Origin of the sequence: Enterobacter sp. 22466 (assembly GCF_052044775.1) — a bacterium.
GTDB lineage: Bacteria > Pseudomonadota > Gammaproteobacteria > Enterobacterales > Enterobacteriaceae > Enterobacter > Enterobacter dissolvens.
In genome coordinates this window covers 88,301-102,390 of sequence record NZ_JBQENX010000009.1, presented here as the reverse complement: position 1 = coordinate 102,390, position 14,090 = coordinate 88,301, and the positions used below count along the sequence as shown (strand labels likewise).

Here is a 14,090-nt window from a genome sequence, read left to right as displayed (position 1 = left end):
CCTGTTAAACGTAGCAAACTTTTCGCCTGTCGAAAGGGTGGCAACCGCAGGGCAAACTCCTTAAAATGGCATCTATAATGCATCTTAATACTGGCGCACTCAGGAAAAACAATGACAGTTGATGAGAATTACTTCACAGAGAAATATGGACTCACCCGAACCCACTCAGAGGTGCTGTACAGCGCAGGGATCGTTAAGCCAGGCAAAACGCTCGATCTCGGCTGCGGCAATGGCCGCAACAGCCTTTACCTGGCCGCCAACGGTTACGATGTGACAGCGTGGGATAAAAACCCAATGAGTATCGATAACATCGAGCGCATCAAAGCGGCAGAAGGGATTGCGAATCTGCAGACGGCAATCAAAGACCTGAACAACCTCAGCTTTGACGGTGCATACGATTTCATCCTTTCCACCGTGGTGCTGATGTTCCTTGAAGCGAAAACCATCCCTGGTTTGATCGCCAATATGCAGCGCTGTACGCAACCGGGCGGCTACAACCTGATTGTGGCGGCGATGGACACCGCGGATTATCCCTGCACCGTCGGCTTCCCGTTTGCGTTTAAAACCGGCGAACTGAGCCGCTATTACGAAGGCTGGGATCTGCTTAAGTACAACGAAGATCCCGGCGAACTTCACCGCACCGACGCGAACGGTAACCGCATCAAGCTGCGCTTCGCCACCCTGCTGGCGCGTAAACCCGCTTAACGGGCGGCCAGCAGACAGAGTTGCAGGGCGGTGTGGTAAGAGGCCTCGAACGACGACAGCGGCAGAAACTCAAATCTGGAGTGGAAGTTATGCGCGCCGGTGAAGAAGTTCGGGGTGAGTAACCCTTTTGCGGACAGCGCTGCGCCATCTGTACCGCCGCGCATCGGGATGGGTTTCGGCGTGATCCCGAGGGATTCCATAGCCGCAAACATCAGATCGATGGCGCGGCGATCTTCCCCAATCGCATTGCTGATATTGCTGTAGGTATCCTCAATGTGAAACTCAACGTTTGCGGTGGGGTGTCGGGCGGCAATCAGCGCCGCGACGTCGGCAATCTGCTGCTTACGGGCGGCAAAACGTGCCTGATCGAAGTCGCGGATGTTTGCCTTCAGTATGGCCTCGTTTTGCCCGGCCTGCATTCCGTTAAACCAGATATAGCCCTCACGCCCCTCGGTGCACTCCGGGGTTTGCTGACGGTCGAAATGGTTGATGAAGTCTGTCGCCATCAACAGCGGGTTCACCAGTACGCCCCTGGCAGACATGGGGTGCGCCGTGACGCCGGTAAAACGAATCTCCGCCGCTGCCGCGTTAAAGTTTTCGTACACGATCTCTCCCAGCTCGCAGCAGTCTATCGTCCAGGCGAAATCAACGTCGAAGCGCTTCAGGTCCAGCGCTTTTGCACCATTCAGGCCAATTTCTTCATCCGGCACAAACGCGACCACGATATCACCGTGCTGATGCGCCGACGTCAGGTTTTCCAGCAGGGTCATGACCACGGTCACGGCGGCTTTATTATCTGCGCCTAATACGCTGGTTCCATCGCTGAAAATAATCTCTTCGCCAGGATAGGCCAGAATTTCCGGATGCTCCTTAACGCGGAGCCAGATCTCTTTCTCTTTATTCAGACAGAGGTCTTCACCACGGAACGTTAATATTTGTGGATGAATATCCGGTGATAAACCTACGTCGACGGTATCAATATGGGTAATAAATCCGATCCGTGGTGCGCCGGGTACATTGCCTTTTTTTACCGCGGTGACCGTGGCGAATTCATCAATCACAATGTCGTCTAAGCCCAGCTGTGTCAGCTCTTTCGCCAGTTCCCGCGCCATCTCGTGCTGGCCTGGTGTGGAAGGGAGAGTGCTGACTTTTGGATCGCTCTGGCTGGTGATGGCGAGATAACGGAAAAAGCGTTGTGTTAATTGTCTGGAAAGCGACGAGCCCATAGTGTTTTCTTCCTTATTTATTTTTCGGGTGTTTGCCACATCACTTTAATGTTATTTATGAAATGGCAAAAGAATTAATTAGCCGTCGAATTAAAAGACAGGAATAAATGATGAAAAGCAAACTCACAACGTTAACGCTGGCACTCGCTGCGCTCACGGTCAGTTCCACCGTGGCCGCGAAAACGCTGGTGTATTGCTCCGAAGGGTCACCGGAAAACTTTAATCCTCAGTTATACACCTCGGGTACCAGCGTGGACGCCAGCGCGGTGCCGGTCTATAACCGGCTGGTCGATTTCAAACCCGGCACCACTGAGCTGGTGCCGAGCCTGGCAGAGCGCTGGGACGTGAGCGATGACGGCAAGGTCTATACCTTCCATCTGCGCAAAGGGGTGAAATTCCAGAGTAACAAGTCCTTTACGCCGACGCGCGACTTTAACGCCGATGACGTGATCTTCTCGTTTATGCGCCAGAAGGATGTTAATCATCCGTACCACAACGTCTCTAACGGCAGCTATTCCAACTTCGAAAGTCTGGAATTTGGCAGCTTGATCACGGCAATTGATAAAGTGGATGACCATACCGTGCGCTTTACCCTGGCGCACCCGGAAGCGCCGTTTGTCGCCGATCTGGCGTGGTATTTTGCCTCCATTCTTTCGGCGGAATATGCCGACGCGATGCTCAAGGCGGGCACGCCGGAGAAGGTGGATATGGAGCCCATCGGCACCGGCCCCTTTAAGCTGGCGCAGTATCAGAAAGACTCCCGTATCCTGTTCACCGCCTTCCCGGGCTACTGGCAGGGGAAATCGAAGCTGGATCGGCTGGTGTTTACCATTACGCCGGATGCGTCGGTCCGTTTTGCCAAAATCGAGAAAAACGAATGTCAGGTGATGCCGTTCCCGAACCCGGCCGATTTGCCGCGGATGAAGGCGAACAACGATATCAATCTCATGAGCAAGGCGGGGCTGAATACCGGCTTCCTGGCCTTCAATACCCAGAAGCCTCCGCTGGATAATGTGAAAGTGCGCCAGGCGCTGGCGATGGCCATCAACAAACCGGCCATTATTGACGCCGTGTTCCACGGCACCGGCACGGCGGCGAAAAACCTGCTGCCGCCGGGGGTATGGGGGGCCGACAGCGAGCTGAAGGATTACGAATACGATCCCGAAAAAGCCAAAGCGTTGTTGAAAGAGGCCGGCTTTGCCAACGGCGTCAGCATCGATTTATGGGCGATGCCGGTCCAGCGGCCCTATAATCCGAATGCGAAACGCATGGCGGAAATGATTCAGGCGGACTGGGCGAAGGTGGGCGTGCAGGCCAAAATCGTCACCTACGAGTGGGGCGAGTACCTGAAGCGGGTGAAGGGCGGTGAGCACCAGGCCGCGCTGATGGGCTGGACAACGGCCACCGGCGATCCGGACAACTTCTTTGGTCCGCTCTTTACCTGCACCTCGGCAAACGGCGGTTCTAACTCGGCCAAATGGTGCTACAAGCCGTTTGATAACATCATCGCCGAGGCTAAATCGATAACCGATCATGATAAACGCGTGGCGCTGTATAAACAGGCGCAGCAAATGATGCATGACCAGATGCCTGCGGTGATGATTGCCCACTCCACGATTTTCGAACCGGTGCGCAAAGAGGTGACAGGCTACGAAATCGATCCGTTTGGCAAGCATATCTTCTGGCAGGTGGATATTAATCAGTAATTTTTCACTGCCCGGACCGTCTCCGGGCAGACTTTTCGCAATTTGTGCTCTCAGCATCATTTTTTGTCACAACGCACCCACCAGACTTTTGCTATAACTTCAAATGCATACTTGCAGATAACATGGAAAACCATCATGCGTACTCACACTTTTTTTAAAGTTGCAGTGCTTTCTGGTCTGTTGGCGCTGGCGGGGTGTTCATCAAAAGTCGCCGCGCCAGAGCAGTATTCTGGCTTTTTAAAAGACTATTCAGGATTACAGCAAACGACATCCGCAACGGGTAAACCAACCCTGCGTTGGGTTGATCCTGCTTATAACGAGGCGAATTACGACAGTATTATCTGGACGCCAATTACCTATTATCCGGCACCAAAACCGACGACTCAGATTGGTCAAAAAACACTGGATGAGCTTCTGGCTTATACCAACACCAAAATGAAAACGGCTATTGGCCAACGTAAGCCTATTGTGACGACGCCGGGCAAACACAGCCTGATTTTCCGCGGGGCGATCACCGGGGTGAGCTCGCAGAAAGAAGGTCTGCAGTTCTATGAAGTGGTGCCTGTTGCGCTGGTGGTGGCAGGTACGCAGATGGCAACCGGCCATCGCACCATGGATACCCATCTCTTTTTCGAGGGTGAGTTGATTGATGCGGCGACCAACAAACCGGTCATGAAGGTGGTTCGTAAAGGTGAGGGCAAAGAACTGGCGAACGAAAATACGCCAATGGGCTTTGCGACGCTGAAACAGGTTGTGGATGACATGGCGACGGACGCCACCATGTTTGATGTGCATAAAACAGCGAAATAATCACATACGGCCTGCAAGCGCAGGCCGTTTTTTTTATGCCGTCCGCAACCGTCTGAACCAGGTTTCCGGCCTGGTGAACATCACCATGTTCCCGCCCAGAATCAGCAGTAACCCGATAATGCCGTTAATGTGCCAGACGTAGCCTTCATACACCGTGGAGATGGACAGCGCCACCAGCGGGAAGAGCAGCGTGCTGTAGGCCGCTTTGCCCGGACCAATGCGTCCGACCAGGGTGAAGTAGGCGCCAAACGCTATCACCGAACCAAACAGCGCCAGATAGACCAGCGCTCCCATATAGCTCATGGTCCATTGCGGCGCGAAGCTGTCGCCTCTGAACAGCGCAATGCAGCCCATCACCAGCGTGCCGTAGAGCATCGCCCAGGCATTGGTGGTCATGGTTTCAAGCCCTCTGCGCTGATGACGCATGCTGATCATATTGCCCAGCGAGAAGCCATAGGTGCCGAGTGCGGAAAGGCCAATGCCCGTCAGCAGCGATACGCTCCAGCCGCTGGCCAGCAGATCGTCCCAGAAGAGGGTGATGATCCCCACCAGACCGAGTGCGGCTGCCGTCCAGAAACGTGCCGGCGGGCGTTGCCCGAAGAAAATAAAGCTGTTGATGGCGTTATAGAGCACCGCCATGGAAAATATCACCGACTCCAGGCCAGTGTTGATATGCGCCGCGGCCGTGTAAAAACACCAGAAGTTGAAGCAAAACACGCAGCATCCCTGCAGCACGCAGAACAGATGATCCCGCAGCGCCAGTTTACGCAGGCGACGCAGCGCAAGCAGAACCACCATCATCGTGGCGCTGGCCAGCGCGAAACGCCAGAAAATGGACACCGGAGCCGCCACGGGACCCTGCTGCAGAAAAATCGCAATCCAGGTCGTCCCCCAGATAACCACCACCAGTCCGTATAACAATGCGTTCATGTTTTCTCTCTTCTCAAACCACGGAAACCCAGAGTATGGCGACGGGGGCAACGACAGGCTTTCACCGTCCTGCGGTGGACTTGCAAAATCTTGCGCTTTTTTCTGTTCCGGGGTCTGGCAACGGAAGACAACAATTCTTAGACTGACAGTCTGATTCACAGACGCGCTAACGGTTATGTCACACGCTTACGATACCTTTGAAACGCTCCGCCAACAGAACGCCGTGCTGCGGGAAACCGTTGCGCTCAATTCCGGTATCCAGCTGGCGGCGTGGTACAACAAGCGCGACACGATCACCGTGAAAAGCAATCATCACACCCTGAGCCTGTACGTGGCGGACGGTTACGAGAGCTATCAAAAAACGCCGGGCGGCTGGAAAAACGGCGGTGGGCCGGATCGTTTTTGTCTGATGCCGAAAGAGAGTGAATCGACGTGGGATATTCGCGATGACCTGTCGTTTGTCCATCTCTACTGCACCGATGACCATCTGCGCGATGTGGGTGAAAAAATCTGGGACAAACGCCCGCTGTCGTTGACGCTGGATGAAAAAATCTTTGGCAGCGATGCAAAAATTACTGCGCTCTATCGTCAGTTTTTGCTCGGCTGCGACTGGCAGCAAAAAGCCAACCAGCTGACGCTCAGCACGGCCTCGACACTGCTGCTGACCCATCTGCTGCAGAACTATTCGAATGTGCAGTGGAAGCTGCCGGTGGTCACCGGCGGGCTGTCGCCGTTTGTGCTGCGCAACGTGCTGGCCTTTATCGAAGAGAACCTGGCGCAGCCGCTGACGCTGGCTGAACTGGCGGCGCAGGCCGCGCTCAGCGAGTACCATTTTGCCCGCATGTTCCGCCAGTCAACCGGGCTGGCACCGCACCAGTACGTGATGCAGCGCCGCATGGAGAAAGCCAAAACGCTGGTGCAGCATACGGCGACGCCACTGACGGATATTGCACTCGCCTGTGGCTTTAACTCCGCTAGCCATTTCAGCAACCGCTTTCGCAGCGTGATGGGGATGACGCCTTCCCAGCTACGCGCGGCGAAGGCGTGATAAAACGGCGAAGCACACGCCCCCCAGCACCAGCCCCCAGAATGCCGAGCCAATCCCGAGCAGCGTCACACCGCTGGCGGTCATCAGAAACGTGACAATCGCTGCGTCACGCTCCGTTTCGTTATGCAATGCCTGATACAAACTCCCGCTGATGGTGCCCAGCAGCGCCAGGCCTGCCAGCGTCTGGATCCAGCTCGGCGGCAGGGCCGCCATCAGCCCGGTAAGGGATCCACCGAATACGCCCGCCAGCAGGTAAAAGCCGCCTGCCGCCATCGCTGCCAGCCAGCGTTTACTGGCATCCGGATGTGCATCCGGGCTCTGGCAAATGGCGGCGGTAATGGCTGCAATGCAGATGGAGTAGACGCCGAAGGGCGAAAGCAGCAGCGCCAGCCCGCCGGTTGCGATCATCAGCGGAGATACCGCCAGCGGATAGCCCGACGCTTTCATCGTGGCAATGCCTGGCGCATTTTGCGACGCCATGGTCACGAGGAAAAAGGGCAAGCCGATACTGACCAGGCTGGTGAGGCTAAACGCCGGTGCAATAAACTGTGGCATGACGAGGGAGAGGGTGAGATTGTTTGTGACAACGTCACCGCTTGCCCAGGCCACCACGCTCCCGGTGACCAGCGTCGCCACAATGGCGTAGCGTGGAGCCAGCGCTTTGGCGACCAGCCATGCCGCAATCATGCTGCCGCAGAGCAGAAAATGGCCGTCAAGGTGACTGAACGTCTGCAGGCCAAAGCGCAGCAATACGCCTGCCAGCATCGCGGCGGCAAGCGAATGGGGAATGAGTTTCATCAGGCGGGCGAAGAGTCCGGTCAGGCCGCACAGTAAGATCAGCCCATTCGCGAAAATGAAAATGCCGATGGTTTCTGCAAGTGTTATCCCGTGCAGACTGGTAGCCAGTAGCGCCGCGCCGGGGGTTGACCAGGCGGTGAGCACCGGGGCTTTATACCACCATGACAGGGCGAGCGTACTGATCCCCATGCCGAACCCCAGCGCGGTCATCCAGCCGGCGATCTGCTGTGCGCTCGCGCCTGCCGCGGCAGCAGCCTGCCAGATGATAGCGGCCGAGCTGGCATAACCGACCAGAACGGCAACGAATCCGGCAAGAATGGCGGGAAAAAGAGGGGCTGACTGGCGCATAAAATCTCCGTTGTGCGTTATAACGTCCGCACTAAGGTAACACTGTGCGTTATAGCGTACAAGTGGTATGCTTATCCGCCTCGGGAGGAATCATGGACATCACACAACATCTTGCTACAACACTGAAGACGCAGCGCCAGGCGCGCGGCTGGAGCCTGTCAAAGCTGGCAGAAGAGACGGGGGTGTCAAAAGCCATGCTGGGACAGATCGAGCGTAATGAATCCAGCCCAACGGTGTCGACGCTGTGGAAAATTGCCACGGGGCTGAATGTTCCGTTCTCGGCGTTTATCACGCCGGAAGCAGACCGGCAGGCGGTGTTCGACCCGCAGCAGCAGGCGATGGTGGTGAAACCGCTGTTCCCGTGGGACGAGACGCTGAAGTTCGATCATTTCTCCATCACCCTGGCGCCCGACGCCCTGAGTGAATCCACGCCGCACGAGGCGGGGGTGATTGAACACGTGGTGGTGATAAGCGGTGAACTGGAGATGAAAATTGACGGCGAATGGCGAACCCTTTACGCCGACCAGGGCGTGCGTTTTGCCGGGGATAAACCGCATGCCTACCGCAACAGCAGCAGCCGACCGGTGCATTTTCACTCCCTGATTCATTATCCCCGCTAAAGCCTCGCAAAACTGTTTCGCTGATGCATACTTCTGACTACAATAGCCGCCATTTTGACCATAACGGATAACGACGAAGTATGCGCCTGCAATCCCATCATCTTGAACTTTTAAGCCCGGCCCGCGACGCCGCCATCGCCCGTGAAGCGATCCTTCATGGGGCTGATGCCGTCTACATTGGCGGTCCTGGCTTCGGTGCCCGCCATAACGCCAGCAACAGCCTGAGCGATATTGCCGAGCTGGTGCCGTTCGCCCACCGTTTTGGGGCGAAAGTGTTCGTGACCCTGAACACCATTCTGCATGATGATGAACTGGAGCCTGCGCAACGTCTGATCACCGATCTCTACCACACCGGCGTGGACGCCCTGATTGTCCAGGACATGGGCGTACTGGAGCTGGATATTCCACCAATTGAACTGCACGCCAGTACCCAGTGCGATATTCGCACCGTCGAGAAGGCAAAGTTTCTCTCTGATGCGGGCTTTTCCCAGATCGTGCTGGCGCGCGAGCTGAACCTGAATCAAATCCGCGATATTCACCAGGCGACGGATGCCACCATTGAGTTCTTTATCCACGGTGCGCTGTGCGTGGCGTATTCCGGGCAGTGCAATATCTCCCATGCGCAGACGGGCCGCAGCGCCAACCGCGGTGACTGCTCTCAGGCCTGCCGTCTGCCGTATACCCTGAAAGACGATCAGGGCCGCGTGGTCGCGTTCGAAAAACACCTGCTGTCAATGAAGGACAACGATCAAACCGCCAACCTGGGCGCGCTGATTGATGCCGGTGTGCGTTCCTTCAAGATTGAAGGGCGCTACAAAGACATGAGCTACGTGAAGAACATTACCGCCCATTATCGTCAGATGCTGGACGCCATCATTGAAGATCGCGGTGACCTGGCGCGCGCGTCTGCCGGTCGCACCGAGCATTTCTTTATTCCGTCGACGGATAAAACCTTCCACCGTGGCAGCACAGACTACTTCGTCAATGCCCGCAAAGGCGATATTGGCGCGTTTGATTCACCGAAGTTTATCGGTTTACCGGTGGGTGAGGTGCTGAAGGTCGCCAAAGATTATCTCGACGTGTCGGTGACCGAACCGCTGGCGAACGGGGATGGTCTGAACGTGATGATCAAACGTGAAGTCGTGGGCTTCCGTGCTAATACGGTCGAAAAGACCGGTGAAAACCACTATCGCGTCTGGCCAAACGAGATGCCTGCAGATCTCTATAAAGCACGTCCTAACGCCGCGCTGAACCGTAACCTCGATCACAACTGGCAGCAGGCGCTGCTGAAAACTTCCAGCGAGCGTCGCATTGCGGTGGATATCGAGTTAGGTGGCTGGGAAGAGCAGCTGATCCTGAGCATGACCTGTGAAGACGGCATCAGCGTTACGCATACCCTCGACGGTCTGTTTGAGGTGGCGAACAATGCAGAAAAAGCGCTCAATAGCCTGAAGGATGGCGTGGCGAAGCTGGGGCAGACCATTTACTATGCGCGCAACATTGCGGTAAATCTGCCGGATGCGCTGTTCGTGCCAAATAGCCTGCTGAACCAGTTCCGCCGGGAAACGGCAGAGATGCTGGATGACGCGCGACTGGCGAATTATCCGCGCGGCAGCCGCAAAGCGGAAACCGTGCCGGCGCCCGTTTACCCCGAGTCACATTTATCCTTCCTGGCGAACGTGTATAACCATAAAGCGCGTGAGTTTTATCATCGCCACGGCGTGCAGTTAATTGATGCCGCCTATGAAGCGCATGAAGAGAAGGGTGATGTGCCGGTGATGATCACCAAACATTGTCTGCGTTTTGCCTTTAATCTTTGCCCGAAACAGGCGAAAGGTAATATTAAGAGCTGGAAAGCCACGCCAATGCAGCTGGTGAATGGTGACGAGGTGCTGACCCTCAAATTTGATTGTCGTCCGTGTGAAATGCACGTTATCGGCAAAATGAAAAACCATATATTCAAAATGCCACCACCGGGCAGTATTGTTGCCTCCGTGAGCCCCGACGAACTGATGAAAACCCTGCCGAAACGTAAGGGTAATTAATTAACGAAAGTGTGTACCCGGTTTGCGCGATTTTTGCCACAGGTGATGTTCGCGCAAACCCTCCGCTGATTCCTCCGCTGCGCTGCGTAATTCATCACTGTCTGCCTCGTGCCGAAGTTGATGATCAACATTCCTGACCCACAAATATTCATGGCCTTTGTGTCCTGCCATCAGCTGGCCGGAAAACAGGGCGCAGACCAGCATAATAAGCGTTAACCCCTTTTTGAACATGGACTTCCCCTTCAATAAAAATGCCACGCTAGCATGAATGTAGTTTCGTAGGGTTATTATTGGCATTTTCAAATTAGCGCAAAGAATATGTCATGTTGCGCGAACAGGATATATTTTGCGCTTGGTGAGATTTTTCCTAAAAAAGAATTATCTTTGTCATACCCTAAAATTTGGTATCAAAATATGGCAGAGGTTTAAGTATTAATCTTATATAATAAGATTTCTCTGACAAAGGAATGGATCTGATTCAATGAAAAAAGTCATGTCAATAGCGCTTCTGGTGGTTGCCGTTGGGGCTGTTGTAGGTATGAACGTTAACTGGAGTGGCGAACCGGATTATATTCAGTCAGCGGAAGCTCGGGTCGGTTCTTATTTAACCAGCGACTACGGACGCGTGGCGTGTAATAGCAAGCAAATTGATGACCAGCGTTGGGAATTAGGCTGTACCAATCCGTCGAAAGGTAAAACATTCCAGTTTGCTGTTTTCTCAGCAGATAAAGCACCGTATGGCGTCTCGCGTCCATTCTATCTGGAAGCGATTAACGATGATGCAAAACAGAGCGCGGAACAGGGCCTGATGCGCTACCTGCAAATTAATACCAAAGCGGGTTAATGGCTCTGTTTAGCTTTTGTTGAGTTCAGGCATGTTAGGTTGTTATTGATCCGTTGCCCGGCATGGAGTGTCGGGACGTAGACATGAAAATACAAATCTATCCATGCAAGCATTTACCGCCAGATAATGGCGGTTTTTTTTGCCTGCGAACCGGCCATCAGCGTGGCGGGCGGGCAAACTGTTTACGGTACTGGGCAGGGGAAAGCGCGAACTGCTGGCGGAAATGGTGTCGCAGGGTCGCTGCCTGACCAAAACCGGTTTGTTCAGCAATGCTGTCGATGCTGAGACGGCTGCTCTCCAGATAATCTTTCGCCCGTAAGAGTCGTTCATTAAGCAGCCAGCGCGCAGGCGTGGTGCCTGTGGCAGCCTGAAAGCGGCGCAGAAAGGTGCGCTGGCTCATGCCGACGCGACGCGCCAGCGAATCCACGCTGTGAGAAACGCTCAGGTGATTGTGCAGGAAGTCGAACAACTGTCCCAGACGCTGGCTCTCCCGCAGTTGTGCCACCGGGCGACTCAGCTGCTGCGGCTGGGAGCCATCCCGGTGGGGAGGAATCACCAGACGGCGCGCGACACTGTTGGCGGTTTCCATACCGTAATCCCGTCGCACCACGTGCAGACAGAGATCGATGCCTGCCGCGCTTCCTGCAGAGGTCAGAATATCGCCTTCATCCTGATACAACACATCGTCGACCACGCCGATCGCCGGATAACGGGCTTTCAGCGCCTCAATATAGCGCCAGTGGGTGGTGGCTTTGCGCCCGTTCAGCAGACCCGACGCGGCCAGAACAAACACCCCGGAACAGATAGAAAGCAGCTGGCAACCGCGCGCGTTGGCCCGGCGTAATGCCTCGCACAACGACGCGGGAACAGGCGCATCCATCCCTCGCCAGCCCGGCACAACGATCAGGTCTGCCGACGCCAGCAGATCAAGCCCCCCGTCGGTCAGGATGCGGATCCCACCGGTTGCCCGAAGCTCACCGTCATCAATGCCCGCCACCGCAAAACGATACCAATCGTCGCCCAGCTCGGGACGTGGCAAACCGAAGATTTCCACCGCCACGCCGAATTCAAAGGTACACAAACCGTCATAGGCCAGTACCACCACCTGCGGGCGGGAAACCTGTCTTAAGTTTGTCATCTTTTTGCTGTTTTCTGGCATAAGCGGACGCATTCACGTGATCAATTTCTGGATAGAGTAGTGTTAACACAAACGCCAAAGATGAGGAAGGATCATGAGTTATGTTACTGAATTTCCGGCTGCCGAGCCGCAGGAAGCCGTTACCCATTTTCTGCGTCGCCTGAGCGTCGAAACGGACTGTGCCGATGTGCACCATGCGCTGACGAATAACGAGCAGGACTTTGTGTTGCTGCATGTTGTCGGGAAACCTGAGCAGTTTGCCCGTCGTCATGTGCCTGGCGCGATACATATGCCCTGGAGCCAGATCACCGAGGCGCGCATGGCGCAGTGGCCGGCCGATACGCTGTTCGTGGTGTACTGCGCCGGGCCGCACTGTAACGGCGCGGACAGAGCCGCGCTGAAGCTGGCGCGTCTCGGACTGCCGGTGAAAATCATGATTGGCGGCATCACCGGCTGGGAGGACGAACAGTACGCGTTTGCCAGTAGCGAAACCGCTGCCGCGCTATGAACATGAATAATTTTCAACTGTCGTGAAATTTTCTCGTTTGCCGGGATACAGCAGGTATGTCATCTTTTTTTGGACATTTAGACATCCAGAAGTCTAAATCTTCAAGAGATGAATTATCACTGCTGGCAATTATCGCCGGCAGACAGAGGAGATTTCCATGCAGCGACAGCACGCCCCATACCGCGCCGATGTAGTCGGCAGTTTTTTACGCCCGGATGCCATCAAACAGGCGCGCCAGCAGTTTGCCCGCGGTGAGATTGATGCCGGGCAGCTTCGCGCGGTGGAAGATGACGCGATCCGCCAGGTGGTCGAACAACAGTGCGCCTGCGGCCTGCACGTGGTCACCGACGGTGAGTTCCGTCGCGCCTGGTGGCACTTCGATTTCTTTGATGGTCTGCAGGGGGTTGAGCGTTACGATTCACAGCAGGGCATTCAGTTCAACGGCGTGCAGACCAAAGCGCACGGCGTGCGCGTCACTGGCAAGCTGGGCTTTGGCGATCATCCGATGCTGGAAGACTTCCGCTACCTGAAAAGCATCAGCGGCAACGCGCAGCCGAAAATGACCATTCCCAGCCCGAGCGTGCTGCACTTCCGTGGTGGTCGCAAAGACATTGATGCCACGGTGTATCCGGATCTGAAAGACTATTTTGACGATCTGGCCACCACCTGGCGCGATGCCATCCGGGCATTTTACGACGCGGGCTGCCGCTATCTGCAGCTGGATGATACCGTCTGGGCCTACCTCTGTTCGGATGACCAGCGTCGTCAGATCCGCGAGCGCGGGGAAGATGCCGATGAGCTGGCGCGTACCTATGCCCGCGTGCTGAACAAAGCGCTGGAAGGTAAACCAGACGATCTGACCATCGGTCTGCATGTCTGTCGCGGTAACTTCCGCTCAACCTGGATTTCCGAAGGCGGCTATGAGCCGGTGGCCCAGGTGCTGTTCGGCACGGTGAACGTCGATGCCTTCTTCCTGGAGTATGACAACGACCGTAGCGGTGATTTCGCGCCGCTGCGCTTTGTCCGCCCGGGCAAGCAGCAGGTGGTGCTTGGCCTGATCACCACCAAAAATGGCGAGCTGGAAAACCCTGAAGGGGTGAAGGCGCGCCTGGAGGAGGCGGCCAGATACGTGGCGAAAGAGCAGATCTGCCTCAGCCCGCAGTGCGGCTTTGCCTCCACTGAAGAGGGCAACACCCTGAGTGAAGCCCAGCAGTGGGACAAAGTGCGTCTGGTCACGCAGATCGCCAGCGAAGTCTGGTAACCCCGTCGTCACAGCGCTGCATTATAAAAGTGCAGCGCTGTACCATTCTGAGTCGTTCTCTTTACATCCCGCGTTACACATCCTGCAATAGCACGTTATTCAT

Annotated in this window: 14 protein-coding genes; 9 read left to right on the top strand and 5 right to left on the bottom strand. The window is 55.5% G+C overall.

Translation table 11 applies throughout. The features are described from left to right. Positions 1-111: 111 nt before the first annotated feature. Positions 112-705 (top strand): tellurite resistance methyltransferase TehB, encoded by a 594-nt coding sequence (tehB, locus tag ACTJJI_RS20775; protein WP_014831881.1) that lies wholly within the window; start codon positions 112-114, stop codon positions 703-705. On the opposite strand, the gene pepT is transcribed toward tehB, so the two are convergent. After that, on the bottom strand, positions 702-1,931 hold the full coding sequence (gene pepT / locus ACTJJI_RS20770) for a peptidase T (RefSeq protein WP_182381714.1): 1,230 nt from the start codon (positions 1,929-1,931) through the stop codon (positions 702-704). The genes tehB and pepT overlap by 4 nt on opposite strands. Positions 1,932-2,041: 110 nt before the next feature. Here pepT and ACTJJI_RS20765 point away from each other — a divergent pair, with 110 nt between their 5' ends. Together ACTJJI_RS20765 and ACTJJI_RS20760 are read left to right on the top strand one after the other, a co-directional pair. Then, on the top strand, positions 2,042-3,637 hold the full coding sequence (locus tag ACTJJI_RS20765; RefSeq protein WP_440655507.1) for an ABC transporter substrate-binding protein: 1,596 nt from the start codon (positions 2,042-2,044) through the stop codon (positions 3,635-3,637). Positions 3,638-3,772: 135 nt separating this feature from the next. After that, positions 3,773-4,447: a DUF3313 domain-containing protein gene (locus ACTJJI_RS20760; RefSeq protein ID WP_014831884.1), complete on the top strand. Its 675-nt coding sequence runs from the start codon at positions 3,773-3,775 to the stop codon at positions 4,445-4,447. Between the two features lie 33 nt (positions 4,448-4,480). Here ACTJJI_RS20760 and ACTJJI_RS20755 read toward each other — a convergent pair whose 3' ends face one another. Then, positions 4,481-5,377 carry a DMT family transporter gene (locus tag ACTJJI_RS20755; RefSeq protein WP_014831885.1) on the bottom strand — a complete coding sequence of 299 codons (897 nt, stop codon included), beginning with the start codon at positions 5,375-5,377 and terminating at the stop codon, positions 4,481-4,483. Between the two features lie 175 nt (positions 5,378-5,552). Here ACTJJI_RS20755 and ACTJJI_RS20750 point away from each other — a divergent pair, with 175 nt between their 5' ends. Then, positions 5,553-6,425 carry a helix-turn-helix domain-containing protein gene (locus ACTJJI_RS20750; protein ID WP_013096645.1) on the top strand — a complete coding sequence of 291 codons (873 nt, stop codon included), beginning with the start codon at positions 5,553-5,555 and terminating at the stop codon, positions 6,423-6,425. Here ACTJJI_RS20750 and ACTJJI_RS20745 read toward each other — a convergent pair. Then, positions 6,405-7,571 (bottom strand): benzoate/H(+) symporter BenE family transporter, encoded by a 1,167-nt coding sequence (locus ACTJJI_RS20745; protein ID WP_232943256.1) that lies wholly within the window; start codon positions 7,569-7,571, stop codon positions 6,405-6,407. The genes ACTJJI_RS20750 and ACTJJI_RS20745 overlap by 21 nt on opposite strands. A gap of 92 nt (positions 7,572-7,663) precedes the next feature. Between ACTJJI_RS20745 and ACTJJI_RS20740 the strand changes: the two genes are divergently transcribed. Beyond that, a complete protein-coding gene (locus tag ACTJJI_RS20740) occupies positions 7,664-8,191 on the top strand; it encodes a helix-turn-helix domain-containing protein (RefSeq protein ID WP_046887479.1) in 528 nt (175 codons plus the stop codon). An 80-nt stretch (positions 8,192-8,271) separates the two neighbouring features. Next, the gene (locus ACTJJI_RS20735; RefSeq protein ID WP_440655475.1) at positions 8,272-10,236 is read left to right on the top strand and encodes a peptidase U32 family protein; all 1,965 of its coding nucleotides are present in this window, start codon (positions 8,272-8,274) and stop codon (positions 10,234-10,236) included. Here ACTJJI_RS20735 and ACTJJI_RS20730 read toward each other — a convergent pair whose 3' ends face one another. Further along, positions 10,237-10,467, bottom strand: coding sequence for a DUF2554 family protein (locus tag ACTJJI_RS20730; protein ID WP_014831890.1), 231 nt, complete (start codon positions 10,465-10,467; stop codon positions 10,237-10,239). It lies immediately after the preceding gene. A gap of 250 nt (positions 10,468-10,717) precedes the next feature. Between ACTJJI_RS20730 and ACTJJI_RS20725 the strand changes: the two genes are divergently transcribed. Then, on the top strand, positions 10,718-11,080 hold the full coding sequence (locus tag ACTJJI_RS20725; protein WP_014831891.1) for a hypothetical protein: 363 nt from the start codon (positions 10,718-10,720) through the stop codon (positions 11,078-11,080). A gap of 157 nt (positions 11,081-11,237) precedes the next feature. Here the strand turns inward: ACTJJI_RS20725 and ftrA are convergent, their stop codons facing one another. Continuing rightward, entirely contained in the window at positions 11,238-12,239 is a 1,002-nt protein-coding gene (gene ftrA, locus ACTJJI_RS20720; RefSeq protein ID WP_043951766.1) for a transcriptional regulator FtrA, read from the bottom strand. 73 nt (positions 12,240-12,312) lie between these two features. On the opposite strand from ftrA, the gene ACTJJI_RS20715 reads away from it, so the two are divergent. Beyond that, a complete protein-coding gene (locus tag ACTJJI_RS20715) occupies positions 12,313-12,726 on the top strand; it encodes a rhodanese-like domain-containing protein (RefSeq protein ID WP_013096638.1) in 414 nt (137 codons plus the stop codon). A gap of 157 nt (positions 12,727-12,883) precedes the next feature. After that, positions 12,884-13,987: a cobalamin-independent methionine synthase II family protein gene (locus tag ACTJJI_RS20710; protein WP_062676619.1), complete on the top strand. Its 1,104-nt coding sequence runs from the start codon at positions 12,884-12,886 to the stop codon at positions 13,985-13,987. Positions 13,988-14,090 lie beyond the last annotated feature (103 nt).